Genomic DNA, 24,355 nt, shown 5'->3' on the forward strand with positions numbered 1-24,355 from the left:
CGACCCGCTAAAGCGCAAAGATGACCGACGCTGCGCCGCCTTCCGATTTGCCCGCGGGCAAGACCTCGACCTTTGGCTTCCGCGACGTGGAGGCGGGCGAAAAGGTGCGCCTGGTGCGCGGCGTGTTCGACAGCGTGGCCTCCAGCTACGACCTGATGAACGACCTGATGAGCGGTGGCGTGCACCGTCTGTGGAAGGATGCGGCGGCGGCTCGCCTCAATCCCCGGCCCGGCGAGGTGATCCTGGACGTCGCGGGCGGCACCGGCGACATGGCACGCCGCTATTCGAAGATGGCGCGCGCGGCCCAGCAGCGCCGCGGCGGTGAGGACGCCCGGGTCATCGTGCTGGACTACAACGCCGAGATGATCCTGGCGGGCGTGGCCAAAGGGGGCGAGCCGGAGATGACCTGGACGGTCGGCGACGCCATGGCCCTGCCTCTGCCCGACGCCTCGGTCGATGCCTATTCGATCAGCTTCGGCATCCGCAATGTGGCCGACATTTCCCAGGCCCTGGCCGAGGCGCGCCGGGTGCTGAAGCCGGGCGGCCGGTTCCTGTGCCTGGAGTTCTCGCGCCCCACGACGGGCGCTTTGAGGAAGGCTTATGACGCCTGGTCCTTCAACGCCATCCCGCGCATCGGCGGCTGGGTGGCGGGTGATCGCGACAGCTATCAATACCTGGTCGAAAGCATCCGCCGCTTTCCCGAACAGGCGACGTTCAAGGCCATGATCGAAACCGCCGGATTCAGCCGTGTCAGTGTGACCAACCTGTCCGGCGGGATCGCGGCCATCCATCACGGGTGGGCGATCTGACCGGCCGCCTGCATCCCCTGGTCCCGCCGCAGGCACCGGCAGCCCAGCCTGTTCGCGATCCGCTCGGCGCGGCGGCAAGGCTGATCGGCTGGCTGGTCGTGCTCGCCCGGCACGATGCCCTGGCCCCGCGCGAGATCACGCCGATCCTGCCCGCCTGGGCCCGGCCGATCGCCCATCTGCTGCACGCCTTTGCCGGACCCGAGGGGCGCGCCGGTCGGCCCGGCCAGCGCTTGGGCAAGGCGTTCGAACACCTGGGCCCCGTGGCGGTAAAGCTGGGTCAGGTCCTGGCAACGCGGGCGGATATCTTCGGCATCGAGTTTGCGCGCGACCTGGGTCGTCTGAAGGATGCCCTGCCGCCGTTCTCCACCGAGCTGGCCCGCGCTGAGGTCGAGCGCTCACTCGGGCGGCCGGTCGATAGCCTGTTCACCGATTTCGGCGACCCTGTGGCTGCGGCCTCCCTGGCTCAGGCGCACCCGGCCTGGCTGGCGGATGGACGCAAGGTGGCGGTCAAGATCCTGCGGCCCGGTGTCGAACGGCGCGTGGCCAGCGGGCTGGATGCGATGCGGCTGGGGGCGCGGCTGGCGCACCGGCTGGTGCCGGTGGTGCGGCGGTTGGAGCCGATGGCCTTCGTCGAGACCATTGCCCAGTCGATGATGCTGGAACTGGACATGCGGCTGGAGGCGGCTGCAGCTTCGGAAATGAAGGATGTGCTGTCCCGCCCAGTCAGCGGCGGCGGCGGACATATGTCGGCGCCGGCAGTGGTCTGGGATGGTGTCGGCAAGCGTGTCCTGACGCTGGAATGGGCGACGGGGATCGCCATGACCGACCCGGCGTCCGCCGAACAGCCGGGATTGGACAAGAATGCCCTGGCCGACAATGTCGTGCGGTCCTTCCTGAGCCAGGCTCTGGATCACGGGGTGTTCCACGCCGACCTGCACGAGGGCAATCTGTTCGCCAGCGCCCCGGCCGAGGTGATGGCGGTCGATTTCGGCATCGTCGGGCGGCTGGGCAAGGCCGAGCGGAGGTATCTGGCCGAGATCCTCTGGGGCTTCCTGAGCCGCGACTACGACCGGATCGCGCGGGTGCATTTCGAAGCCGGCTATGTGCCGCCGCGCCATTCGGTGCAGGTCTTTTCCCAGGCCCTGCGGGCGGTGGGCGAGCCCGTGATCGGCAAGGCCGCCTCGCAGGTCTCCATGGGACGCCTGCTGGGTCAGCTGTTCGAGATCACCGCACTGTTCGACATGCATCTGCGTCCCGAACTGATCCTGCTGCAGAAGACGATGGTCTCGGTCGAGGGCGTGGCGCGGCGGCTGAACCCGGATCACGACCTGTGGTCCGCCGCCCAGCCGGTGGTCGAACAGTGGATCCGGCGCGAACTGGGCCCCGCCGCCCAGGTGCGGGATGTGCTGGCCGATGTCCTGACCACCGCTCGGGCCGCGTCGCATCTGGTGCAGAACCCGCCGGTCGTGGAAACGGTCATTGTGCGAGAGACGGTGACCCCGGTCTGGTTGGTCGCGGCTGCGACCCTGGGAGCCGTGATGTCTGCTGCTGCCCTTGTTCTGTCGCTTTGGCCCGGCATTCTCTCCTGACTGTTCCGGAGAGTCCCGCCATGTCTGCTCGCATTCCCGCCGGTTTGATCGCCGCAAGCCTGTTCGTCGCGCTCGCCGGCTCGGCCGTCGCCCAGGACGGCGTGGCGGCCGCACGCCTGCCCAACAGCTTCGATCAACCCGCGCGTGCCGTCTCGGCGGCTCAACCCGCGCCTGCTGCGCCTGTGCCGACCGAGGTGGCGGATCCCCGGACGGAGCCGGCGCTGCGCGGCGTGATCGCTGCGGCGCAGGCGGACGGCATCGACTATTCGGTCTTCACCCCCGGTGTTGGCGAGACGATGCGCCAGGGACAGGGCGCGGCTTTGTCCGAGATGGTCGAAAACATGGGGGCCCTGACAGCGGTCACCTTCGTCGGCGCCCAGAACGGTGCCGACCTTTACCGCGCCCGTTTCGAGGCGGGCGACACCCAGTGGATCATCGGTCTGGACGCCGCTGGAAAGATTGGCGTCTTCCTGTTCCGCGAAACGCCGGTGAGCCCGGAATAGTCGCTATTCCGGGGGTGGCCGGCCCCGTCCGCTCTTGATGCTGGACCGGTGCGACTTGGCAACCAGTCTTCGTTCCTTCGACGCCCTGGTGGGGCGGGTGGCCACGCGCCGGATCGGCGCAATCGCGGCCTGATCGACCAGGGCTTGAAGGCGTTCGATGGCGTCCTGGCGGTTCCTTTCCTGAGTGCGATAGCGGACGGCCGTGATCAGGATGACCCCGTCCTGCGTCAGGCGCGAACCCGCCGCCTTCATCAGCCGCTGGCGCGTGCCTTCGTTCAGCGAGGGAGAGTTCAGAGCGTCGAACCGCATCTGGACCGCGGTCGAGACCTTGTTGACGTTCTGGCCGCCAGGCCCGCCCGCGCGGAAGTAGCGAAACTCCAGCTCCGTTTCGGGAATCACCGTCATGGCGCGGTCCTGCGCGCCTTGACCACGGCCTGGTCCAGCGCCTGAAGGAAGTTGGATCGGTCGCGCGGGCCGAACGGAGGCGGGCCCGAGGTGGCGACCCCCATGGATCGCAGATGTTCGCCGACCATCCGCCCGGCCAGGGCCGAGCCGATGGAATCGGGGGTAAAGAACCGGCCGTTCGATTTCAGCGCCAGGGCCCCGGCTTTCAGGCAGCGGTCAGCCAGGGGGATGTCGGCTGTGATGACCACATCGCCAAGCCCGGCCCGCTCCGCGATCCAGTCGTCGGCAATGTCCGGGCCCGCATCGACGACCACCTGTTCGATCCAGGATTGGCGGGGTGTGTTGATCCAGCTGTTGGACACCACAAAGACGTGCAGGCCGTATCGCGCGGCGACGCGATAGACCTCGTCCTTTACCGGGCAGGCGTCGGCGTCGATGAACAGGCGGGTGGGCATGGGGCGGCTTATACCTCTCCCTCCCCCGCAGGAGGAGGGAGAAGCCCAAGCCCCTACCTCGAATAGGCCGGAGGCATCGCCCCCTCGCCACCATCGCGGTAGCGGTCGCGCAGCAGCAGGGGCCGGCTGGTCAGGGGCTGTTCGCGGCCCTGGATGAAGATGGCGACGGGCTGGGACAGTGGCTCCAGCGGATCGCCGGACCAGACCACGACGTCGGCCTCCGCGCCGGCCACCAGGCCGCCGAACCGGCCTTCCATGCCGAAAATGCGCGCCGGGTTCACCGTGATGGCCGCGATCGCCGCCGGATAGGACAGGCCGTGCGAGACGGCATTTCCGGCGTTGTAGCGGGTCTCGCGCGCACGGTGGACCGAACCCTCATTGCCCTTGATGGCGATCAGGACGCCCGCCGTCTCCAGCGCCGCGGCATTCTGCATGCGGGCGGCACGGCGTTCGAAATTGCCGGGCAGGTTGGTGATCGGGTTCAGCAGGACCGGCACATTGGCGGCGGCGATCTGGTCCGCGACCAGCCATCCCTCTTCAGCCCCATCCAGAATGACCTTGATGCCTTCCTCGCGGGCCAGGCGCAGCACCTGAAGAATGTCCGACGCCCGGTGAACCGTGACGATCAGCGGCATCCGGCCCTCGGCGACGGGGACCAGGGCCTCCAGATCGGCCCGCGACAGCGACAGATCGCGCAGACCGGCACGGTCATAGGCCGACCGATTGCGGGCATAGAGGCGGACCTCGGCCATGGTCTCGCGGAACAGGACGAACTCGGCTCCGCGCGCACCGCCCGCGACATTGGCCCCGGCCTCGCCAAACGGGGCGACCATGGCGACCCGCGACTGGACCACGATCTCGGTGCCGCCGTTGCGGGTGTCGGGACCCAGGTGGATGATGGAGGCCTGGCCCGCGAACAGGCCGGGTGTGTGATAGCCGCCGTCACCTGCCCCGGCCATGTCTTCCTGCTCATGGGCATGGCCGCCCGACGAACCGGGATGGTTCGGCACGACGATGGCGCGGGTCACGCCGCCCAGGCGTGCAACCGGCAGGGTCATGGACCACGGGTCCAGTCCCCATGACACGTCAAAGGCGGCGCTGAGGGTGTTGGAGGCGTTTGACAGGTCGTCCGAACCCCGAACGGAAGAGACCTCCGACCCGCCAAGACCGGAGTCCACGGCGACAAAGCCGGGGGCCACGACCCTGCCGGTGGCATCGATGACGCGGGCACCAGCCGGCGCGGCACCGGTGCCGACCGAGACGATGCGGCCCCCCCGGATGACGACGGTGCCGTTCTCGATGACCGAGGTGCCGGTCAGCACGCGGCCGCCGGTGATTGCGGTCGTTTCCTGAGAGACGGCGGGTGTCGCCAGCGCAAGGGCGGCGACGGCCAGAAGGCCCTTGATCGACAGGGATGCGGTTTTCATCAGCGGGCTCCCTGGCGGGTGGCGGCGGCGTCCTGGCCATAGCCGGGTTGGCCCAGTTCAAAGTCGGAAAGCGGCTGATAGGCCGGATCGAAGCGGTCGAAGGCCAGTCCGCCGTCGATGAAGACCTGATCGGCGCGGGCATAGACGCTGAAGGGATTGGCGCTCCAGATCACCACGTCGGCGCGCTTGCCGACTTCCAGCGAGCCGGTCTGATCTTCGATGCCGATGGCCTTTGCGGCGTTCAGGGTGATCCAGCTGATCGCGTGCTCTTCGGAGATGTCCAGACCGGCGCGGCGGCCCGCCGACAGGGCGGCGGCAGCTTCCTGGTTCAGGCGCTGGATCAGTTCGGCGTCATCCGAGTGGACCACGGCGCAGGATCCCTGGGCCGCATCGACCAGGGCGACGTTCTCTTCGATCCCGTCCAGCGATTCCATCTTGAAGCCCCACCAGCCGGTCCACATGGCCGCGCAGATGCCTTCGCGCGCCAGGGTGGGAGCCAGTTTGTAGGCCTCGGTCGCATGGTGGAAGGTGGTGATCCGGTATCCGAACTCACGCGACATATCGATCATCAGCGCCATCTCGTCGGCGCGGTAGCAGTGGTTCTGCACCAGGATCGAACCGTCCAGCACGCCGGCCAGGGTGTCGTTCTGCAGATTGCGCGTCGGGGGCGTGCCCTCTCCGGTCTCGCGCCAGCGGTCCCATTTGTCCTTGTAGTCGCGCGCCGCGATGAAGCCGGCGCGATAGCCTGCCATATTGCCCATGCCGGTCGCCGGCGAGCTGTTGCGGCCGCCATACACCCGCGACGGGTTCTCGCCGCAGGCCATCTTGATCGTATAGGGGGCACCCGGGAACTTCATGCCCTGCATGGTCACGGACGGCACGTTGCGCAGTGTCACGCCGCGCCCGCCGAACAGATTGGCCGAGCCGGGCAGGATGTGAAGCGTCGTCACCCCGCCCGCCCGTGCGGCGTTGAAGCCGGGGTCCTGGGGCCAGACGGAATGTTCGACCCAGACCTGGGCCGTGTTCGGATTGGTGGGCTCGTTGACGTCGCTGTTCCCCTGGACGCCCGGTGACGGGCCGGCCCCGAGGTGGGAGTGGACATCGATGATGCCGGGGGTGACGAAGCGGCCCTGGGCATTCACGACGCGATACCCAGACGGGATGGGGGTGGAGGCGTCGCCGACCGCCGCGACCTTGCCGTCCGTCACCACGACGGTGCCGTTCTCGATCCGCTGGCCTGCGCCTGTGAAGACGGTGCCTCCGACGATCGCCATGTTCTCGCGCGGCAGGCCGCGATACGTCGAAGGATAGGGGTCCAGATTGGTCGCGGCGTCCATGCCGGTGGGCAGGGCGCGGGCCTGACGGGCAGGGGCGGTCTCGCTGCCTTCGCTGTCGGCCGCGCCGGTCGCGCAGGCGGAAACAGCCAGGGCCATGGCGCAGGCGAGTATCCTGAGGCCGGAGCCTGGAGAAAGATCGGTCGTCATTGAAGAACCCCCTTGTCGCCCACGGGCCAGAGCATGGCGCGAGCGTTCGAACAGGGCGGCATAGAAACGGGTGGACCCTGACGCGTAAAGCCCCTTTCGTCCGGTGACGAAGCATCGGGGCGGTCCATCCGCACGCCTGGGGACAAGCCGCCGCCCTCACGGGAAAATGAACAGCGCCGAGCGATGGGGCCGTTAAGGTTTGCCCATGATGCCGAGGGCCATGATCTTACCGCTGGCAGCCCTGATCGCGGGCCTGCTGGCTGCCGCATCGGCGGCCCAGACGAACGGGATCCAGCCTGGTCGGCGCGCTGGGCCGCCTGCTGAACCCGTCGTGGTGGAGTTGTTCACCGCTCAGGGCTGCAGCGGGTGTCCCGATGCCAATCGGGTATTCGAGACCCTGTCCGCCCGGCCGGGCGTGATCGCCCTGACGTATCCGGTCGACTATTGGGACTATCTGGGTTGGGCAGACACCTTTGCCCGGCCCGAGTTTACCCGCCGCCAGCAGTCCTATGGGCAGGCCCTGCGTCTGCGGGCCGTGTCGACGCCCCAGGTCATCATCGACGGACGCCGGGTCGCCTCGGCCGCGCGCGAGGCCGAGCTGACGCTGGCGGTCGATGAGGAGGCCGCCCGCCGCGACTATCCCCCCGAGATCGAGTTTCGGCAGGACGGAAAGCGGGTCGGGGTCGGGTCCGGGACCGTCCCGGCCGGTGGAGCCGATGTGGTCGCAGTCACCTATGTCGCCGGGTCCCAGGTCGTTCAGGTGGGCGGGGGTGACAATCGGGGCAAGGCGGTTCGACAGGTCAATGTCGTGCGCCGCATCATCCGCCTGGGCGACTGGACCGGCCGCCCGGCCTTGTTCGATCTCCCTGCGACCACCGCGGACACCGAATCCGTGGTGATCCTGGTTCAAAGCCGGACCGATCGCCGCATCCTGGCGGCTGCGGTCCCCGACTGACGGCGTTCTGCGATGCGCTGGCGGTCCCCGTCAGCTTCGGTCAGTATCCCCATTGCGCCGGATGATCTGAAACGGCTGCAGGGGGCCCGTATGCGTCGGGCCGTGACGGGACGATGATGATGGCTGGATTCAAGCTGGGCAGGAGCGCGCGACGACTGGGGCTGGGGCTGGGGCTGATCGCGGCCCTTGCAGGCGCCTCCCCGGTTGAGGTCTCTGCCCCTGTCCAGGACCCGTCGGCCCTGTCGCCCGAGGCAGTAGGGATCGGCCAGGTCGTCACCGCGGCGGAGCTGGCCGCCTGGGGGCGTCGACGCGGCGATCCCGGAGCCCTGATCCTGGCGGCGCGGATGTTGGGCGAGGTGCCGGTGCGGGTCGGCGAGGGCGAGGCTCCCATTCTGACGCCTGACCGGCTGCTGGACGAGGCCGCGTCCCTGTCCCTGGGTCAGCCGGCGTGGCTGGACGCGATTGATCGTGTGCGTGAGCACGGCAGCCGGGGGGTCGATTCCTCCTCGTTCGGAGAGGGGCCGATCTTCACCGTCAAGGAGGTGCGCGCGCGCGCTGTCTATGGCTTCAATGTTCAGGCTCGCGGAGGCGAGGTCCTGCGGATCGCGGCCATCGGCGATGGCGACACCAATATCGATCTGTCGATGCGCGACGCCAGCGGGGCTGTGATCTGCCGCGACGGATCGGGTGATCATTACCCGGTCTGCACCGTCGTCCCGCCCCGTGCCGGTACCGTGCGGATCGACATCATCAACCGCGGCGACGTCTGGACCAAGGTCCAGATCCTGAGCAACTGAACGGCCGGATGACGGGGGGCTGAGTATGGGCAGGGGGCGAGTTCTGGCAGGCGTGCTGGCGGCGGCTATGGCCGCAGTCACGCTCGGCCTGACGCTGCGGAGCGACGCCGTGGCCACGGTGCGCGACGATACGCCCGCCTCCCTCAGGGCCGAGGCATTCGAAGCCGCGCAATGGGCCATCGCCTCCGACGCCGCCGACGCCCTGGCCAAGGTCTCTGCGCGCTTTGCTGCGGGGGACGATGCGCTTGGCCAACTGGCCGAGGATCGCGAGAGACTGGTCGGCCGCCGCGATCGACTGGAGCGCGAACTGGAGGGTCTTTATGGCCTGGCCGGCGAGGAAGGCGTGCGTCGTCGCGCCGAAAGCCGGGCCGAATACGACAGTGTCCTGGAACGCCTGCGCGCCCTGGACGCCCAGATCGCGGTCCAGTTTCCAGCCTATGCCGAGTTGACGCGCCCCCGCGCCCTGACGGTCGAGGAAACGCAGGCGTTGCTGGGACCGGACGAGGCCCTGCTGCTGGTTCTGGTCAACCCGGAAGCCACCTATGTCTGGGGGGTGTCGAGGGACCGGATCGAGTGGGCTCGGGCGGCAGGCCTCGGCGAAAAGGCGATGTCGGAGGCGGTTGGGCGCCTGCGGGCCTCGCTGACCCAGGCGGCCGCGGCGCGTGGTGACGAGCCCGAGTTCGACCCCATGATCTTCGAGGGGCGCCCGGTGCCTGCCTATGATCGCGCCACCGCCCACCGTCTCTACGCCGAGCTGATCCAGCCGGTGGAGGGTGTGTTCGAGGGCAAGTCGACGCTGATCACCGTGGTCACGGGCGCGCTGACGACCCTGCCCCTGGCGGTGCTGATGACCGAGCCGTCCACTGGCCTGGATACCGACCGGGACGCGCTGGACGGGGCGTCCTGGCTGATCGACCGCTATGCCCTGGCCAGCCTGCCGTCGGTGTCGAGCCTGAAGGCCCTGCGCTGCCATCTGGTCGTCGCCTCCGCCGACCGTCACCCCGGCTGCCCACCGGGCAAGATCGAACCGACCAGAGCCGACGCCGCAGTGCCCGAGCGGATCCAGCTGGCCGCATTCGGCGCGCCGGTGCTGTCAGGTCAGGCCGTGCGCGGCTCGCGCGGGACCGAGCCTGCTGACAGGGTCATGGGCGAGGGACGGCTGGCCAATGTGGCCGTGCTGCGCGCCCTGCCGGACCTGCCGGGATCGCGGGCCGAGCTGGCGGCTCTTGGCAGGCGCTATCCGAACAGCCTGGTTCGTACCGGGGCCGAGGCGACCGAGGATGCCGTTCGGCGGACGGATACCGCCGCCCTGTCGAATGCGCGCTTCGTGGTCTTCTCCACCCATGGACTGATGGCCGGAGCCTCTGTGGCGGAGCCGGGCCTGGTCCTGACGCCTCCGACCACGGCGTCTGAGGCGGACGACGGCTATCTGACGGCGTCCGAGGCGGCGCAACTGCGGCTGAGGGCCGAGTTTGTGGTGCTGTCGGCCTGTAATACGGCAGCGTCAGACGGGCGGCCGGGCGGCGAGGGGCTGTCGGGTCTGGCCCGCGCCTTTTTCTATGCCGGGGCCCGTTCGGTGCTGGTCTCGCACTGGGAGGTCTCCGACCTGGCCACCACGGCGCTGATCACCGGCACCTTTGCGGGACTGGACACGGCGGCACCCGATGATTCGGCAGCACGGGCCAAGAGCCTCCAAGCGGCCATGCTGGCCGTTCGCTCAGAAAGGCGTTGGGGGCACCCGGCCTATTGGGCGGCCTTCACCCTGGTCGGGACCCCGGGCTGAGGTCTGCGGGCCGGCATCAGGCCAGCACGTCGTTATAGGCCGTGTTTCGGCGGTGCCAGGCGACGGCATAACTGCATCGCGGGACCAGTTTCAGGCCTTCGGCTCGCGCGTGGTCAGCCAGGGCCTGCATGAAGCGGCCCGCCGCGCCGGTGCCGCGCAGGGCCTCGTCCGCCTCGACATGCAAGATGATGCGCGTGCCGCCCTGAACCGCATAGTCAGCCCAGACGGGGCGTTCGGTGCCCTGTGAATCCGGCTCGGTCTGGTGAAAGCGCTGTGCCCCGGTGTCGTCGGTGAAGGCCGTCATGACTGCGTCTCCGCTTCTGTCCTGATCCAAGCCTGCGGCGGGCGAACGGTTCCCGTCAGGCCGGGCGATCCTGCAGCAGGTTCAGCAGCCCCAGCACACTCTTGACCGTGAACCACACCGTCACGAGGAACCACAGGATGACGAACAGGATCAGGAACGGGATCCCGATCGCAACGAACGAGAAGACCAAGCTGACTGCGATCAGGATCCAAAGGGCCACCGTCCACCAGAAGGTCTGCCAGAACAGGGCGATCTGGGCATCCAGGTGCTGACGCGCCACGCCCGTCGCCGATCCGCGCGTGGCATAGGCCACGACCAGTCCGACCAGCACCAGGGTGTTGGCGCTGGGCAGGGACAGCAGATACAGGCCCCAGGCGATCAGGGCGGCGGGCTTGCCTTCGGAATCGTTCGACTGGAAGGACGGTCGGCTGGACGGAGGCAGGTCGGTCATGGGTCAGAACAGCCAGTGTCTGGGGTTGTCGATGGGCCGGTCGGCCTTCAGCCGCCAGACGCCCCAGGCACCGCGGGCCAGGGTCCAGACGGCCAGAACGAAAAGAACGAAGACCCCCAGGCCGATCACGATCAGGATCACGCCCAACAGGGCCGTGATGGCGGCGGCATAAAGGGTGCGCTGCTGATAGATGAAATGGCTTCGGGCCACCGGGTCGCTGGGGCCCTCGCGTCCGAACACGGCCAGCAGGCCGATCGCCGCCGAGACGCCCAGCGTCGGGACGGAGAACAGGATCAGCGCGTAGACGGAATAGAGACCCATGATGCCCTCGATCGACGCGGTCTTGCGACGCGCCATGGTCTGGACCGGCGCAATGGTGGATTCGGCCTGGCGCAGCTGTTCACGCCAGCCCGGTTTCAAGTCGGCATCCACCACCGGCAGTACGGCGGCAGTCGGCACCGTCGGGGCCGGGCGCAAATCCAATTCGGGTTCAGGCTCGCGCGGCGACACGACAGGCTTTGTGGCCACTGTGTCCGGCTCTGCCTCAAGCTTCGGCGCAGGCGGCGGGGACAGGGTGAAGTCGGCCCGGTCGTGATCCTCTTGTGCCGCGGCCAGCGGCTCGTGCTCGAGGGGATCGGCCTGCGTCTCCGGGGGATAGTCGATCTCTACGGGCTCGGCCGCCACGCGCACCGGCGCACCAGCCAGCGATCCGGGTGTGCTGAAGCCGACCAGATCGTCCAGATCGTGATCCACGCCGGGGGTGGCGTCCTGGGGTTCGGGTTTGGCCATCGACATCGTGCGGCGCGGCTCCATCCTGCCCTGACGGGGCAGCCTGCTCAGGGGCGACAATGACGGCCCGGCCTTTCCGGCGCAACCGTCAGCGCACGTAACGCAGTTCGCATCCGGGGGCGACGGCCCCGTCCAGGGCGCCCGGTTTCTCGATCCGGACCGTCACGGCGCGCACCCGCACATCGTCAAGGCAAGCCAGGGCCAGGCGCTCGGCAAAGGTCTCGACCAGACCGACATGGCCGGAGCGCGCGATGTCGCGGGCCGCCTCCGCAATCGTCTCATAGTTCACGGTATCGGACAGACGATCGACCGGGGCCGGGCCCAGGTCCAGGGTGACATCGATCACCAGGGTCTGGAACCGCCCCTGTTCATGGTCATGAATGCCGATTCCGGCCTGGATCGACAATCCGCGCACGAAGACGATCAGCCCCTCGCGGCGCGGCAGGTCGGCATTCGGAAAAGCGGTCACGGTCGGAAACGGAGCCATGGGGCGGGGGTTACTCCACAATGTCGGGTGTGTGCCAGGCCAGGTGCTGGCCGCCATCGACGGCGATCATCTGGCCGGTGACCATGTCGGCATCGACAAGCCACCGTACCGCGCTCGCCACGGCCTCGGGACTTCCGGGCTTTTGCAGGAGGGTGCCTGCGGCCTCGGCATCGAAGTCGGCCTGGGTCTGGTGAATCGACGGCAGGGTCGGGCCGGGTGCCACACCATTGACCCGGATGTGCGGGGCCAGAGCCTGGGCCAGGGTCCGCGTCGCCCACCACAGGCCGGCCCGCGACAGGCTGTAGGAAAAGAATCGGGGATCGGGCTTGGCGACCTTCTGGTCCAGAAGGTTGACGATAGAGGACCCGGCGGGGGCCTGGGCGGCAAAGGCCTCCGCCAGCACGATCGGTGCCCGCAGGTTGGTCTCCATATGCTGGTCCCACAGGCCGCGCTCCAGCCCGCCAACGCGGTCGTCCTGAAACACCGACGCATTGTTGACCAGCAGGGTCAGGGGGCCCAGGGCCTGGACCGCCGCCGGGACGACGGTCCGCACGGCGGCCTCATCCGACAGGTCGGCCGTGACGGCGGCGGCGCGCCGCCCCAGGGCCTGTATGTCGGCGATCAGCGCCTGGGCGTCGGCGGCCCCGCCGCCCTGCGGCTCGCGATGGTGCACGGCGATGTCGAAACCGACCCGCGCCAGTTCCAACGCGATGGCGCGACCGATCCGGCGACCCGCTCCGGTGACGAGGGCGACGCCCCGGTCAGAGGCCTCAGTCAACCCGGCCGAACTCGAACGCATTGATCGCGGCCAGAACGGCGACGAAGCCGAGGATGATGGCGAGAGCCAGCATGAGGAGCACTCCTGTTTCAGGGCCGGGCAATAAAGGCCCGGAGCCCGCTGTTCAAGTCGTCGCCTGACACCCTATCGTCATCGCATGACCGACTGGCGTGCCCGCATCGAGCCCTTCACCCGTCCGCTCTTCTTCGCCCTGTCACGGGCCACGCGCGGCATGACCCTGGGCGTCAGGATCGCCGCCGTCGATGAAGGCGGCAGGGTTCTGTTGGTGCGCCACACCTATCTGCCCGGATGGTGGCTGCCCGGCGGCGGCGTGGATCGGGGCGAAACGACCGATGCAGCGGCGGTGCGTGAACTGCGCGAGGAGACGGGGCTGATCGCCACCGCGCCGCCGCGCCTGATCTCAATCCACTCCAACGAGCGGTTCTTTCGCGGCGATCATGTCCTGGTCTATCGGGTAGACGCCTTTGAAGCCGGGCCCTCGGACAGCCGGGGTGAAATAGATGCCGTGGAGTGGTTCGATCCCCTCAACCTGCCCTCGGACGTCAATCGCGGCAGCCGCGATCGCCTGGCCGAGATATTCCAGGGCATCCCGCTCAGCCCCCACTGGTGAGGCCACACAAGGGCGTGATGGCCTGCGCATCGCAGGCAGTGGACGGCTGGTGGTCTTCGGGAGTAGCTACAGAATAACAGCCGGCGCCAATCCAATGCGCGGCCACAGGGAGTTTCATCGATGTCGCTTCGTCGTCTGGGCCTGACCGCCTCCTTTGCCGCCATGGGCGGTGTTGCCTTTGTTCTGGCCGCCGCGCCCGCCATGGCTCGTGAAGAAGGGATGTGGACCTTCAACAACTTCCCCATCGCCCTGGTGAACCAGAAATACGGCACCAACATCGACCAGGCCTGGCTGGACAATCTGCGTTCGGCCTCGGTGCGCCTGAACGGCTGTTCGGCCTCGTTCGTGTCGGGCGAAGGCCTGATCCTGACGAACCACCACTGCGTCCTCAGCTGCGTGCAGGAGCTGTCGACGGCTGAGAACGACTATGTCCAGAACGGCTGGATGCCCGCCACGCGCGAGGAAGAAAAGACCTGCCTGGGCCAGACGGCCGAGGTCCTGACCGACATCATCGACGTTACCGACCGCGTCCTGGCCGCCGGCCAGGGCCTGACGGGGGCGGAGTTCACCCAGGCCCGCAACGCCGAAACCGCCAAGATCCAGCAGGAAAACTGCAATGGCGATCCCAAGCTGACGTGCCAGGTCATCAGCTTCTATCGCGGTGGTCAGTACGCCCTGTACAAGTTCCGCAAATATGACGACGTCCGGTTGGTCTTCGCGCCCGAGCTTCAGGCGGCCTTCTTCGGCGGCGACCCCGACAACTTCAACTTCCCGCGCTATGCCCTCGATGCCGCCTTCCTGCGCGCCTATGAGGACGGCAAGCCGGTCGAGACACCGAACCACCTGGTCTGGAACTCGTCGGCTCCGGCCGAGGGCGACGTGACCTTCGTGGTCGGCAACCCCGGCTCGACCTCGCGCCTGCTGACCATGAGCCAGCTGGAATGGACCCGCGACCAGCAGCTGCCGATCACCCTGATCCAGGGCTCGGAACTGCGCGGACGCATGCTGGCCTATGCCGCCACCAGCGCCGAGGCCAAGCGGGTCGCGACCGACCCGATCTTCGGTCTCGAGAACAGCTTCAAGGTCTGGTACGGCCAGAACCAGGCGCTGCTGGACCCCGCCTTCATGGCCAAGAAGCGTGAAGAAGAGGCCGCCCTGCGCGCCGCCGTCGATGCCGACCCGGCCCTGAAGCAGCGCATCGGCGATCCGTGGAGCGAGCTGGCCCAGATCCAGTCCGTGGCCCGCGAGCTTTACCTGCCCTACCGCCAGCTGGAGCAGGGGGCGGGCAGCCGCTCGACCCTGTATTCCATCGGCCGGGCGATCGTCCGCACCGGCAAGGCCCGCGAGGCCGGCCGTGTCAGCGACGCGCAGATGGCTCAGTTCGGCCAGCGCGTCAGTGCCGATCTGCCGATCGATGCCGGGCTGGAAGAAGTCTATCTGGGCTTCTGGCTGTCCAAGACCCGCGAATATCTGACGGTCGACAATCCGCAGGTGAAGGCTCTGCTGGGCAATGAAAGCCCCGAGGCCCTGGCCGACCGTCTGGTCTCGACGACCCGGCTGGCCGATCCCGCCTTCCGCGCCCAGGTCGCCACCATGACCCCGGCGGAAATGGCCGCCGCCGATCCTCTGCTGGCCTTCATCCTGGCCAATGACGATGCTGCTGCTGCCATCGGCGCGCGCTGGAACAACGAGGTCACCGCGCCGACCGCTCAGGCTGCCGAGCGCGTGGCCCAGGCCCGCTTTGCCGTTTACGGGACCAACCAGTATCCGGACGCCACCTTCAGCCTGCGCATCTCCTACGGCCAGGTGCAGGGCTGGACCTATCGCGGCGTCGAGGTCCCGGCCTTCACCTACATCGGCGGACTCTATGAGCGCGCCACGGGATCGGAGCCGTTCAACCTGGCACCGTCCTTCGCTGCGGCGGAGGATCGGGTGAACAAGCAGGCGGTCTATAACTTCGTTTCGACCAACGACATCATCGGCGGCAACTCCGGCTCGCCGGTGGTCAATGCCAAGGGCGAGGTGATCGGTGCCGCCTTCGACGGCAACATCCACTCCCTGGGCGGCAGCTATGGCTATGACGCCGCGCTGAACCGCACGGTAACGGTCTCGACGGCGGCCATCACCGAGGCGCTGCGGACGGTCTATCGCCAGCCCCATCTGCTGGCCGAACTGGGCGTCGAATAGGCGTCTGACGACGGGGTCGACCGGCATCAACCTTTGGTTGATGCCGGTGCCCTTAGTGTTGGCCAGCCGCCCCTGGGCGCTCCGGAGCTTGGCCAGCATGCCCGCGCGAGACTTCGCACCTGCGGACATTCCTGCGGTCGACGCGCTGCATCGCAGTGTCGGCTGGCCCGTGCGGTCCGCTGCCGGTTGGACATGGTTGCGGCAAAACCCGGCCCAACGCGCCACCGGTTCGCCCCTTGGCTATGTGCTGGCCGACGATCAGGACAGACCTGCGGCCTTTCTGGGCAATCTGGTGCAGGGCTTTCGCCAGGGCGAGCGGACCGTCTATGGCGCGACAGGCTTTTCGCTGATTGTTCCGCCCGAGAAGGCCGGTCGCAGCCGGGGTCTGGTCAAGGCCCTGATGACCCAGCCGGGCATGTTTGCCCACTATACGTTCAACGCCAATCCGGCGGCGGCGCGCATCTATGACCGGATCGGGCTGGAGCCGTGGCCGGTCGGAACCCATGCCCTGAAGCTGTCCTGGATCATTGATCCGCTGGTCTGTGCGGCCGGGCGGGGTCTGAGGCAGATCGACGACCGCTGGCCCGGTCTGACCCCACGTCTGGGCGAGCGGCTGATGAACCGGCGCCTGGGGCAGGGGCGATCATTGCGCTTGCCCGCCGGGGTCACGGTCCTGACCGATTTGACCGACAGCTCGCCCTATGCCGCCTTCTGGCAGGCTCTGGTGGCCGAGGGACGGCTGGTCGCCGACCGCAACCCGGCGATGCTGCGCTGGCGTCTGGCGAACCCGGACGTCACGACCGCCCCGCTTGCCCTGATTGGCAGCCATGGGGGCAGGGTTGTCGGCCATGCCCTGGCTGTCCTGGCCAAGGACAACGCGATTTCCCCGCCTGTGCTGGAGGTCATCGATCTGATCGCTCTGGAAGGCCACCCGGAGGCGGTGGCGTCCCTGATGCAGGCCATGATTGAGGCTGCGCCGAGCTTGGGTGCCGCCAAGGTCCGATTGCAGGTGGTTTCGCCCCGGCTGTTGTCACAGCTGGGTGGCTGGGAACGGCGGGCTCGGCGTGAGGGCGGCTGGGGCCATGGGCACGCCACCTTTGCCGCCGATGGCCCGGATCCCGCCGGCTGGTCGCCGACGCCGCTGGACGGGGATTACCTGATCTGCCTCAGGCCCGTGCCGGTCAGCGGGGCTCGGGTCCTCTGACGGCTCCGGCACGAAGCTCATCGCGGATCTCGGCCAGAAGGGCCTCGGTGGGCGTGGGGGCCGGCGGAGCGGCCTGAGGTTCCGCCGCCTGCTGGCGCCGCAGCTTGTTGATCGCCTTGACCATCAGAAACACCACGAAGGCGACGATCAGGAACTGAATGACGGTATTGATGAAGGCCCCATACTGGATGGCGACCTCCTCGATTTCGGTGGTGGCGGGGTTCTCGGGGGCCAGGACCAGCTTCAGCTCCGAGAAATCGACGCGTCCCAGGATCAGGCCGATCGGCGGCATGACCACCTGTTCGACCAGGCTGGTGACGATCTTGCCGAAGGCTGCGCCGATGATGACCCCGACGGCCAGATCGACCACATTTCCGCGAGCCGCGAATTCCTTGAACTCGGACAGAAGGCTCAAATCGTTACTCCAAAAATCAAGCGTCGCCGGACGCGTTTAGGCGCTCGCGCAGTTCCTTGCCGCTCTTGAAGAAGGGGACGGACTTGGCGGGGACGTCAACGGTTTCGCCGGTGCGCGGGTTGCGTCCAGCGCGCGCCGGACGGCTGCGGACGGAGAAGGCCCCGAAACCGCGCAGCTCGACGCGGCCACCATCGGACAAGGTGTCCACCATCCGGCCCAGAACGATGTTGACCACCCGTTCGACCTCGGCATGGGTCAGATGGGTGTTCTCGGCCGCCAATTTCTCGATCAGTTCCGATTTGATCATGTCATGGGCCCCCGCCCTCTATGCCTGTCTCACCAAGCTCGCGGTGCGGCTCCTGACGCGGCCGCGGCACTACCCTAGCCTTCGCCTGCCGGGCGAGAAAGGGTCCAAAGGTCTATTGACCGGTCAAATCATCCTTAAGTGTCCGATCCCGTACAGTTAAGCTTGGCGCGGGTTCATGCGCAAAGGGAATTTTCAGGACAGCAGTCCGTCGCGGATCGCGACCCTCATGGCCTGGACGCGCGCTCCGGCCGGTCCCCCATCGACATTGACGATGGTGGCTACGGTCAGGCCGTTGTCCGGATAGCTGCCGAGATACGCAGAGAAGCCCTGGATGCCGCCTGAATGGCTGATCAGGGAACGGCCCGCTGCCTCGCCGATCGAGAGGCCCAGCCCATAGCGTATGGGCGATCCGCCCTGCATCGGCAGGCTGCCGTCCGCCAGGGTGGCCGGTGTAAGCATGCGTGCCAGGGCCGCCGCCGACAGCACCTTCCCGCCCAGCAGGGCCTGATGCCAGCGGCACAGGTCCGTCGTGGTCGATCGCATCGATCCGGCCGCGCCCGGGTAGGACATGGAGATGAAGGAGGCGTTCTGGAACACACCGGGGGCCAGGGTGGGCGTGTAGCCAGAGCCGCGCTGCGCCACGATCTGGGACGCGTCGTCGACAGCGGTGTCGTTCAGACCCAGGGGGGTGAACAGGCGCTCCTTCATCGCCACGTCATAGCGACGTTCCGACGCCTTCTCGATCACGGCCCCCAACAGGACATAGGCGGTGTTGCTGTAGGCCCAGCCGGTGCCGGGCTCGAAGGCCTGCAAACCGGGAGATGCCTTCATGATCTCGACCATCTCGGCCATTGATCGGTCCGGCCGGCCAGCCTGGAGAAAGGTGTTCAGGCTGGCGGCATCGGTATAGTTGCCGAGGCCGGAGGTGTGGTCCAGCATCCGCTCCAGCGTCAGATCGGCCGCTCGCGGGAAATCGGGCAGGAACCGCGACAGCGGATCGGTCAGCGACAGCCGGCCTTCAGCCTCCAGCAGCAGAAGCGTCGCTGCGGTGAACTGTTTGGTCAGGGAGCCGATCCGCAGGACGCTGCTCGCCGTCATCGGGGTGGCGGTCTCGACATTGGCCTGACCGAAGCCCTGCTGGAACACCACTTCTGCGCCCTGCCTGACGCTGATCTGGAGACCGGGCGTCAGGCCCTCGGCGATGATTGCCTCACCCATGGCCCGGATGCGGGCCCACAGGTCGCCGGTGTCCTGGACCTGGCGCGCACCCCCGATCAGGGGAGCCGCGGCCAGACCTGCCAGTCCGAACAATGCCTGCCTGCGATTCATGATGTGCCTCCCCGACCAGGTGGCGACCTTAGCCAGCCACAGAACAAACAGAAAGGGCGGCCGGATCGCTCCGGCCGCCCTCTCCTTCAGGTCATCCGATCAGCGCAAGCCGATCTGGAAGCTTTCCCTCGGACTATTCCTTGGGAGCGGTCTTCTCGCGAAGCGCCGCGCCCAGGATGTCGCCCAGCGACGCGCCGGAGTCCGACGAACCGAACTGTTCGATGGCCTCGGCCTCGTCCTTCATTTCCAGGGCCTTGACCGAGACGGAGACGCGGCGCGTGGCCTTGTCGATGCTCGTGATCATGGCATCCAGACGATCCCCGACCGAGAAGCGCTCGGGGCGCTGCTCGCCGCGATCGCGCGACAGGTCCGACTTGCGGACGAAGCTCGACACCGGAGCGTCGTCTTCACCGAACTTGACCTCGATGCCGCCGGACTCGATCGCCGTGACGGTGACGGTGACGATCTGACCCTTCTTGTAGGTGTCGCCTTCCATCGGATCGCCGCCCAGCTGCTTGATGCCCAGCGAGACGCGTTCCTTCTCGACGTCGACGTCCAGGACCTTGGCCTTGACCATCTCGCCCTTGCGATAGCGCTGGATGGCCTCTTCGCCCGAGACGTTCCAGTCCAGGTCGGACAGGTGCACCATGCCGTCGATGTCGTTGTCCAGGCCGATGAACAGGCCGAACTCGGTGGCGTTCTTGACTTCGCCCTCGACGGTGGAGCCGACCGGGTTGGCGGCAACAAAGGCATCCCACGGATTGTCCTGCGCCTGCTTCAGGCCCAGCGAGATCCGGCGCTTGGAGCTGTCGACGTCCAGGACGACCACGTCCACTTCCTGAGAGGTGGAGACGATCTTGCCCGGATGGACGTTCTTCTTGGTCCAGGACATTTCCGAAACGTGGACCAGGCCTTCGACACCGGCTTCCAGTTCCACGAAGGCGCCGTAGTCGGTGATGTTGGTGACGCGGCCCGAGTACTTGGCCCCGACCGGGTATTTGGCTTCGACGCCGTCCCACGGGTCCGACTGCAGCTGCTTCATGCCCAGGCTGATGCGCTGGGTGTCCGGGTTGATCTTGACGATCTGAACCTTGACCGTGTCGCCGACCGCCAGCACCTGCGACGGGTGCGAGACGCGCTTCCAGCTCATGTCGGTGACGTGCAGCAGGCCGTCGATGCCGCCCAGGTCCACGAACGCGCCGTAGTCGGTGATGTTCTTGACGACGCCGTCGCGGACTTCACCCTCTTGCAGCTGGCCGACCAGCTCCGTGCGCTGTTCGGCGCGGGCTTCTTCCAGGATGGCGCGGCGCGAGACGACGATGTTGCCGCGCGGACGGTCCATCTTCAGGATCGCGAAGGGCTGTTCCTTGCCCATCAGCGGGCCGACGTCGCGCACGGGGCGGATGTCGACCTGCGAACCCGGCAGGAAGGCGGAGGCACCGCCCAGATCGACGGTGAAGCCACCCTTCACGCGGCCCACGATGGCGCCCATGACCGGCTGCTGCTCGGCGAAGACCACTTCCAGACGGGTCCAGGCTTCTTCGCGGCGGGCCTTGTCGCGGCTGATGACGGCTTCACCCAGAGCGTTCTCGACGCGCTCCAGATAGACTTCGACATTGTCGCCGACCTTGGGGATGACAGCACCTTCGCCGATGCCGAACTCGCGGGCAGCGATGCGGCCTTCGGTCTTCAGACCGACGTCGATGATGATGATGTCCTTCTCGATGCCGACAACGCGGCCGTGGACGACCTGGCCTTCGCCGAGATCGCGGCCCTGCAGGGTCTCATCGAGAAGCGCGGCGAAATCGTCGCGCGAGGGGGTCATGGTATCGGTCATGTAACTCTGGGGTTTTCTTAAGGGCTGTGGCGCGTGACCGATTGGCCCCGCGCGAGGTGAAGGTGGAGGTTGGACGTCGGTCGCAGGACACGAGACGGTCAGGCCGTCAGAACGCCCGCGGTGGCCGAGCCCTGCGCGTTGGATTTGCCCGATCGCCTTTTTGCTTCCCTATCGCGCCAGGCGCTATTTGAGGGAGGCTAGAGACTGTACCGGGCGCGCGCGGCCTCGACGATACGGCGGGCCGCATCGAAGGCCGTCTCTATATCCATCTCGGTGGTATCCAGCAAGACCGCGTCTGGCGCCTGGACCATCGGGGCGGCCCCGCGCCCGGCGTCCCGCTCGTCCCGCCGCTGGATGTCGGCCAGCATGGCCTCATAGGTGATGGCGTCGCCCCGGTCGTGCAGTTGCTTCCAGCGGCGGCGGGCGCGGACCTGCGGCGTGGCGGTGACGAACAGTTTTGCCGGTGCGTTCGGCGCGATCACCGTACCGATGTCGCGACCGTCCAGAACGGCCCCGCCCGGCTGGCTGGCAAAGGCCTGCTGCAGTTCCAGCAGGGCGGCCCGCACGCCCGGATAGCCCGCGACCCGACTGGCCGCCTCGCCCGCCTCGCCTGTCGTCAGCCGGGGATCGTCCGACAGGCCGTCCGCATCCAGGGCCCGCGCCACCCCCTCGGCCGCCGCCTCATCCGACAGGTCCGCCCCGGCGGACAGCACGCCCATGCCGACCGCCCGGTACAGCAGGCCAGTATCCAGGAAGGGCAGGCCGTAGACCTGCGCCAGCCGAGACGCGATCGTCCCCTTTCCCGAGGCGGCAGGTCCATCGACGGCGATAACGAGAGGGAGAGAAGGCACCATGGCCGCTTGGTAGGTTCTGCGCACCGCCTTGTCCAAGGGCTGGTTGGCGCGGCGGTCCATCAGGGCGTCCAGACCACCGCGTTTGCGCGCGATATGGATGGCGGAAAACGTGATCGCCAGCACCGGCAGGATCACCATCGCCGCGACCAGCCAGCCGAACGTCCCCGGCTGGTCCGCATAGGTGATGTCGCCGTGGCGCAGGGGAATGCGCGCCTCGAAAATGATGTTGTAACCGTACCAGAGGACCACCGCGGAGACGGCCGCGATCATCGCCAGGCCCTTCCGGCCGATCCGCCGGTCGTCACGGTCCCGCCGCCTCCGGCTCATCCGAAGTCGGTGCCCCGGCCACGCATCCGTGCGACGAAGCCGACCGCCCGGTACAGCGGGCCGGTATCCAGGAAGGGCAGGCCACAGACCTGCGCCAGCCGCGAGGCGACCGTCCCCTTTGCCGAGGCGGCGGGGCCATCGACGGCGATCACGAAGTTCATGGCATTGATGACCGGTTTGTTGCCTGGATGGCCAATCCACCCACAGTACCGACCACCGAGCCAACCAGGGCACCGACCGTGTAGAGGCCATAGTTCGCGATCAGCGCGCCTCTGAAGCCCTTGGGGTTGTCTTCCAGTGTAACCATTGAACGCCTGCCCATGCGGGTTTGGCCATCTGACGCATCAATCACAGCGAAAACCGCGAAAAGGCAGCAAACGGCGAAAGTAACCGCCGCAAACTCGAAATAGGGACGGGGATCGCCGGCGGGGCCGTGGATTGTCATGCGGCGCTTCCCAGACGCGCCGTCACCTCGATCTCGATCTTCATTCGGGGATCGGCCAGACCGACCTGCATCATCGTCGCGGCGGGCCGCACTTCGCCGAAGGCCCGGCCCAGGGCGGGCCAGCAGGCCTCGAAATCGGCGGCGTCCGGCAAGAGATAGTGCACCCGCACCACATCGGCGAAACTGGCCCCCGCCTCGGTCAGGGCGGCGGCGATGTTCTTCAGTGCCTGTTCGGTCTGGACCGCGACGTCGTCCGAAATCGTCATGTCGGCATAGTCGAAGCCGGTGGTCCCCGACACGAAGACCCAGTCCCCGTCCACGACGGCGCGGGAATAGCCGATCTGGGCTTCGAAGCTGGAGCCGGAGGAAATCAGGCGGCGCATCGGTCAGGCCTCCGCGATGTCGGCGCCCAGCCCACGCATCAGCGCGACAAAGCCGGGGAAACTGGTGGCGATCATGCCGGGCTCGTCCACGGTCACCGCCTGTTCGGCGGCCAGGCCCAGGATCAGATGGCTCATGGCGATGCGGTGATCGCCGTGGGTGGTGACGGTCGCCCCGCCGCGCACGGCGTTCGATCCGGTCACGGTGAAGCCTTCCGCCTCTTCCTCGACCGCCACGCCGCAGGCGGCCAGGCCCGCTGCCATCAGGGCGATCCGGTCGCTTTCCTTGACCCGCATTTCGCCGATGCCGCGCATGACGGTCGCACCGTCGGCAAAGGCGGCGGTCGCGGCCAGGATCGGATATTCGTCGATCATGGAGGCAGCGCGATCCTCCGGCACGACGATGCCATTCAGACGCGAGTGCCGCGCGGTGATGTCGCCGACCTCCTCGCCGCCGCTGCTGCGCCGGTTGGTGATCGTCAGATCGGCGCCCATGTCGATCCAGGTCTGGAACAGGCCGGTGCGCAGCGGATTCAGCATCACCCCCTCCACGGTCACCGAGGAGCCCGGCACGATCAGGGCCGCCGCCAGCGGGAAGGCGGCCGAGGACGGATCGCCCGGGACGGCGACGCCTGTGCCGGTCAGGGCCTGTCCGCCGGTCAGCGACACGCGCCAGCCTTCGTCCAGCGTCTCCACCTCTACCACGGCACCAAAGGCCCTCAGCATCCGCTCGGTATGATCCCGGCTGGGCTCCGGCTCGGTCACGGTCGTGATGCCCACAGCGTTCAACCCGGCCAGCAGGATGGCGGACTTGACCTGGGCCGAGGCGACGGTCTGCACATGGTCGATGGCCGAGAGGCTTCCGCCCGTCAGATCGGCAGGCAACAGGCCTCTGGCCCCGCTCCAGTCGAACCGCGCGCTCATCCGTTCCAGATGATCGGTCACCCGGCCCATGGGCCGTTTGCGCAGGCTGGCGTCGCCGTCGAACGTCGCCGTGATCGGATAGCCTGCCGCGGCCCCCATCAGTAGCCGGACGCCCGTGCCGGCATTGCCGCAGTCGATGACGTCCGCCGGCGTGCGGAACCCACCCTGGCCCGTCACCCGCCACTGACCGACGCCCAGTCGCTCGACCGTGGCGCCAAAGGCTTTGACCGCGCGGGCGGTGGCCAGGACGTCGTCGCCCTCCAGCAGACCCTCGATCTCGGTCGTGCCGGTGGCCATTGCGCCCAGGATCAGGGCGCGATGGGACATGGACTTGTCGCCCGGCGCGCGCGCAGTGCCGTTCAGTGACGGGGCGGGGCGGGCAGTCAGATGAGAGGGCTGTGTCACCGGGGATCGGCTCCGGGCTGGCGGCGAGACGCCCAGCCGGGGAGGCGGCGCGGAAGATGGCTTTTGACAGCGGGCCCGCCGAGTGGCAAGGGAC

The 24,355-nt window shown here is 67.8% G+C and carries 26 protein-coding genes and 1 pseudogene; 9 read left to right on the plus strand and 18 right to left on the minus strand.

What is annotated here, in order from left to right:
* Positions 1-20: 20 nt before the first annotated feature.
* Genes JIP62_RS11400 through JIP62_RS11410 form a run of 3 tightly spaced genes read left to right on the plus strand, consistent with a single transcriptional unit; the run spans position 21 to position 2,901 of the window.
* Positions 21-809 (plus strand): class I SAM-dependent methyltransferase, encoded by a 789-nt coding sequence (locus JIP62_RS11400; RefSeq protein WP_201102303.1) that lies wholly within the window; start codon positions 21-23, stop codon positions 807-809.
* Positions 797-2,398 carry a 2-polyprenylphenol 6-hydroxylase gene (gene ubiB / locus JIP62_RS11405; protein WP_201102304.1) on the plus strand — a complete coding sequence of 534 codons (1,602 nt, stop codon included), beginning with the start codon at positions 797-799 and terminating at the stop codon, positions 2,396-2,398. Before JIP62_RS11400 ends, ubiB begins: the two co-directional genes overlap by 13 nt.
* A 20-nt stretch (positions 2,399-2,418) precedes the next feature.
* Positions 2,419-2,901, plus strand: a complete 483-nt coding sequence (locus JIP62_RS11410) for a hypothetical protein (RefSeq protein WP_201102305.1) — start codon at positions 2,419-2,421, stop codon at positions 2,899-2,901.
* Between the two features lie 3 nt (positions 2,902-2,904).
* On the opposite strand, the gene arfB is transcribed toward JIP62_RS11410, so the two are convergent.
* From arfB to JIP62_RS11430, 4 genes are read right to left on the minus strand one after another with little or no spacing between them, the layout of a single operon-like run.
* Complete coding sequence (gene arfB, locus JIP62_RS11415) at positions 2,905-3,306, minus strand: alternative ribosome rescue aminoacyl-tRNA hydrolase ArfB (protein WP_201102306.1); 402 nt, start codon at positions 3,304-3,306, stop codon at positions 2,905-2,907.
* On the minus strand, positions 3,303-3,761 hold the full coding sequence (locus JIP62_RS11420; RefSeq protein ID WP_201102307.1) for a YaiI/YqxD family protein: 459 nt from the start codon (positions 3,759-3,761) through the stop codon (positions 3,303-3,305). Before JIP62_RS11420 ends, arfB begins: the two co-directional genes overlap by 4 nt.
* Before the next feature lie 53 nt (positions 3,762-3,814).
* Positions 3,815-5,188: an amidohydrolase family protein gene (locus JIP62_RS11425; protein ID WP_230974740.1), complete on the minus strand. Its 1,374-nt coding sequence runs from the start codon at positions 5,186-5,188 to the stop codon at positions 3,815-3,817.
* On the minus strand, positions 5,188-6,672 hold the full coding sequence (locus JIP62_RS11430) for an amidohydrolase (protein WP_230974741.1): 1,485 nt from the start codon (positions 6,670-6,672) through the stop codon (positions 5,188-5,190). Before JIP62_RS11430 ends, JIP62_RS11425 begins: the two co-directional genes overlap by 1 nt.
* 220 nt (positions 6,673-6,892) lie before the next feature.
* On the opposite strand from JIP62_RS11430, the gene JIP62_RS11435 reads away from it, so the two are divergent.
* From JIP62_RS11435 to JIP62_RS11445, 3 genes are all read left to right on the plus strand, one after another.
* Positions 6,893-7,627 (plus strand): DUF1223 domain-containing protein, encoded by a 735-nt coding sequence (locus tag JIP62_RS11435; protein WP_201102308.1) that lies wholly within the window; start codon positions 6,893-6,895, stop codon positions 7,625-7,627.
* 113 nt (positions 7,628-7,740) lie between these two features.
* Positions 7,741-8,424 (plus strand): hypothetical protein, encoded by a 684-nt coding sequence (locus JIP62_RS11440; protein ID WP_201102309.1) that lies wholly within the window; start codon positions 7,741-7,743, stop codon positions 8,422-8,424.
* 67 nt (positions 8,425-8,491) lie between these two features.
* On the plus strand, positions 8,492-10,207 hold the full coding sequence (locus tag JIP62_RS11445; RefSeq protein ID WP_201102310.1) for a CHAT domain-containing protein: 1,716 nt from the start codon (positions 8,492-8,494) through the stop codon (positions 10,205-10,207).
* A 16-nt stretch (positions 10,208-10,223) separates the two neighbouring features.
* On the opposite strand, the gene JIP62_RS11450 is transcribed toward JIP62_RS11445, so the two are convergent.
* The 5 genes from JIP62_RS11450 to JIP62_RS11470 form a co-directional block, all read right to left on the minus strand.
* A complete protein-coding gene (locus JIP62_RS11450) occupies positions 10,224-10,511 on the minus strand; it encodes a GNAT family N-acetyltransferase (protein WP_201102311.1) in 288 nt (95 codons plus the stop codon).
* 55 nt (positions 10,512-10,566) lie between these two features.
* The gene (locus JIP62_RS11455) at positions 10,567-10,962 is read right to left on the minus strand and encodes a hypothetical protein (RefSeq protein WP_201102312.1); all 396 of its coding nucleotides are present in this window, start codon (positions 10,960-10,962) and stop codon (positions 10,567-10,569) included.
* Between the two features lie 3 nt (positions 10,963-10,965).
* Positions 10,966-11,751 carry a hypothetical protein gene (locus JIP62_RS15155; RefSeq protein WP_230974742.1) on the minus strand — a complete coding sequence of 262 codons (786 nt, stop codon included), beginning with the start codon at positions 11,749-11,751 and terminating at the stop codon, positions 10,966-10,968.
* A gap of 88 nt (positions 11,752-11,839) precedes the next feature.
* Entirely contained in the window at positions 11,840-12,238 is a 399-nt protein-coding gene (gene folB / locus JIP62_RS11465) for a dihydroneopterin aldolase (protein WP_201102313.1), read from the minus strand.
* 10 nt (positions 12,239-12,248) lie between these two features.
* Entirely contained in the window at positions 12,249-13,037 is a 789-nt protein-coding gene (locus JIP62_RS11470; protein ID WP_201102314.1) for an SDR family oxidoreductase, read from the minus strand.
* Positions 13,038-13,173: 136 nt separating this feature from the next.
* Here JIP62_RS11470 and JIP62_RS11475 point away from each other — a divergent pair, with 136 nt between their 5' ends.
* The 3 genes from JIP62_RS11475 (at position 13,174) to JIP62_RS11485 (ending at position 17,038) form a co-directional block, all read left to right on the plus strand.
* A complete protein-coding gene (locus JIP62_RS11475) occupies positions 13,174-13,647 on the plus strand; it encodes an NUDIX domain-containing protein (RefSeq protein ID WP_201102315.1) in 474 nt (157 codons plus the stop codon).
* Positions 13,648-13,767: 120 nt separating this feature from the next.
* Positions 13,768-15,834 carry a S46 family peptidase gene (locus tag JIP62_RS11480; protein WP_201102316.1) on the plus strand — a complete coding sequence of 689 codons (2,067 nt, stop codon included), beginning with the start codon at positions 13,768-13,770 and terminating at the stop codon, positions 15,832-15,834.
* Positions 15,835-15,931: 97 nt separating this feature from the next.
* Positions 15,932-17,038 (plus strand): N-acetyltransferase, encoded by a 1,107-nt coding sequence (locus tag JIP62_RS11485; RefSeq protein WP_201102317.1) that lies wholly within the window; start codon positions 15,932-15,934, stop codon positions 17,036-17,038.
* Here JIP62_RS11485 and mscL read toward each other — a convergent pair.
* The 9 genes and pseudogenes from mscL to aroA form a co-directional block, all read right to left on the minus strand.
* The gene (gene mscL, locus JIP62_RS11490) at positions 17,016-17,453 is read right to left on the minus strand and encodes a large-conductance mechanosensitive channel protein MscL (protein WP_201102318.1); all 438 of its coding nucleotides are present in this window, start codon (positions 17,451-17,453) and stop codon (positions 17,016-17,018) included. The two genes, JIP62_RS11485 and mscL, sit on opposite strands and share 23 nt — an antisense overlap.
* Positions 17,454-17,469: 16 nt before the next feature.
* Positions 17,470-17,760, minus strand: coding sequence for an integration host factor subunit beta (locus JIP62_RS11495; RefSeq protein ID WP_201102319.1), 291 nt, complete (start codon positions 17,758-17,760; stop codon positions 17,470-17,472).
* A gap of 192 nt (positions 17,761-17,952) precedes the next feature.
* Entirely contained in the window at positions 17,953-19,089 is a 1,137-nt protein-coding gene (locus JIP62_RS11500; protein WP_201102320.1) for a serine hydrolase domain-containing protein, read from the minus strand.
* A 133-nt stretch (positions 19,090-19,222) separates the two neighbouring features.
* Positions 19,223-20,926 (minus strand): 30S ribosomal protein S1, encoded by a 1,704-nt coding sequence (gene rpsA / locus JIP62_RS11505; protein WP_201102321.1) that lies wholly within the window; start codon positions 20,924-20,926, stop codon positions 19,223-19,225.
* Between the two features lie 197 nt (positions 20,927-21,123).
* Positions 21,124-21,780: a (d)CMP kinase gene (cmk, locus tag JIP62_RS11510; RefSeq protein ID WP_201104727.1), complete on the minus strand. Its 657-nt coding sequence runs from the start codon at positions 21,778-21,780 to the stop codon at positions 21,124-21,126.
* A gap of 338 nt (positions 21,781-22,118) precedes the next feature.
* Positions 22,119-22,268 (minus strand): annotated as a pseudogene (locus tag JIP62_RS11515) ((d)CMP kinase); the annotation flags it as partial.
* The gene (locus JIP62_RS11520) at positions 22,265-22,552 is read right to left on the minus strand and encodes a hypothetical protein (RefSeq protein WP_201102322.1); all 288 of its coding nucleotides are present in this window, start codon (positions 22,550-22,552) and stop codon (positions 22,265-22,267) included. The pseudogene JIP62_RS11515 and the gene JIP62_RS11520, both read right to left, overlap by 4 nt.
* A complete protein-coding gene (locus JIP62_RS11525) occupies positions 22,549-22,935 on the minus strand; it encodes a RidA family protein (RefSeq protein WP_201102323.1) in 387 nt (128 codons plus the stop codon). The genes JIP62_RS11520 and JIP62_RS11525 overlap by 4 nt, the downstream gene beginning before the upstream one ends.
* Positions 22,936-22,938: 3 nt before the next feature.
* Entirely contained in the window at positions 22,939-24,183 is a 1,245-nt protein-coding gene (gene aroA / locus JIP62_RS11530; protein WP_230974743.1) for a 3-phosphoshikimate 1-carboxyvinyltransferase, read from the minus strand.
* Positions 24,184-24,355: the final 172 nt, after the last annotated feature.

This window comes from Brevundimonas vitisensis (assembly GCF_016656965.1).
GTDB lineage: Bacteria > Pseudomonadota > Alphaproteobacteria > Caulobacterales > Caulobacteraceae > Brevundimonas > Brevundimonas vitisensis.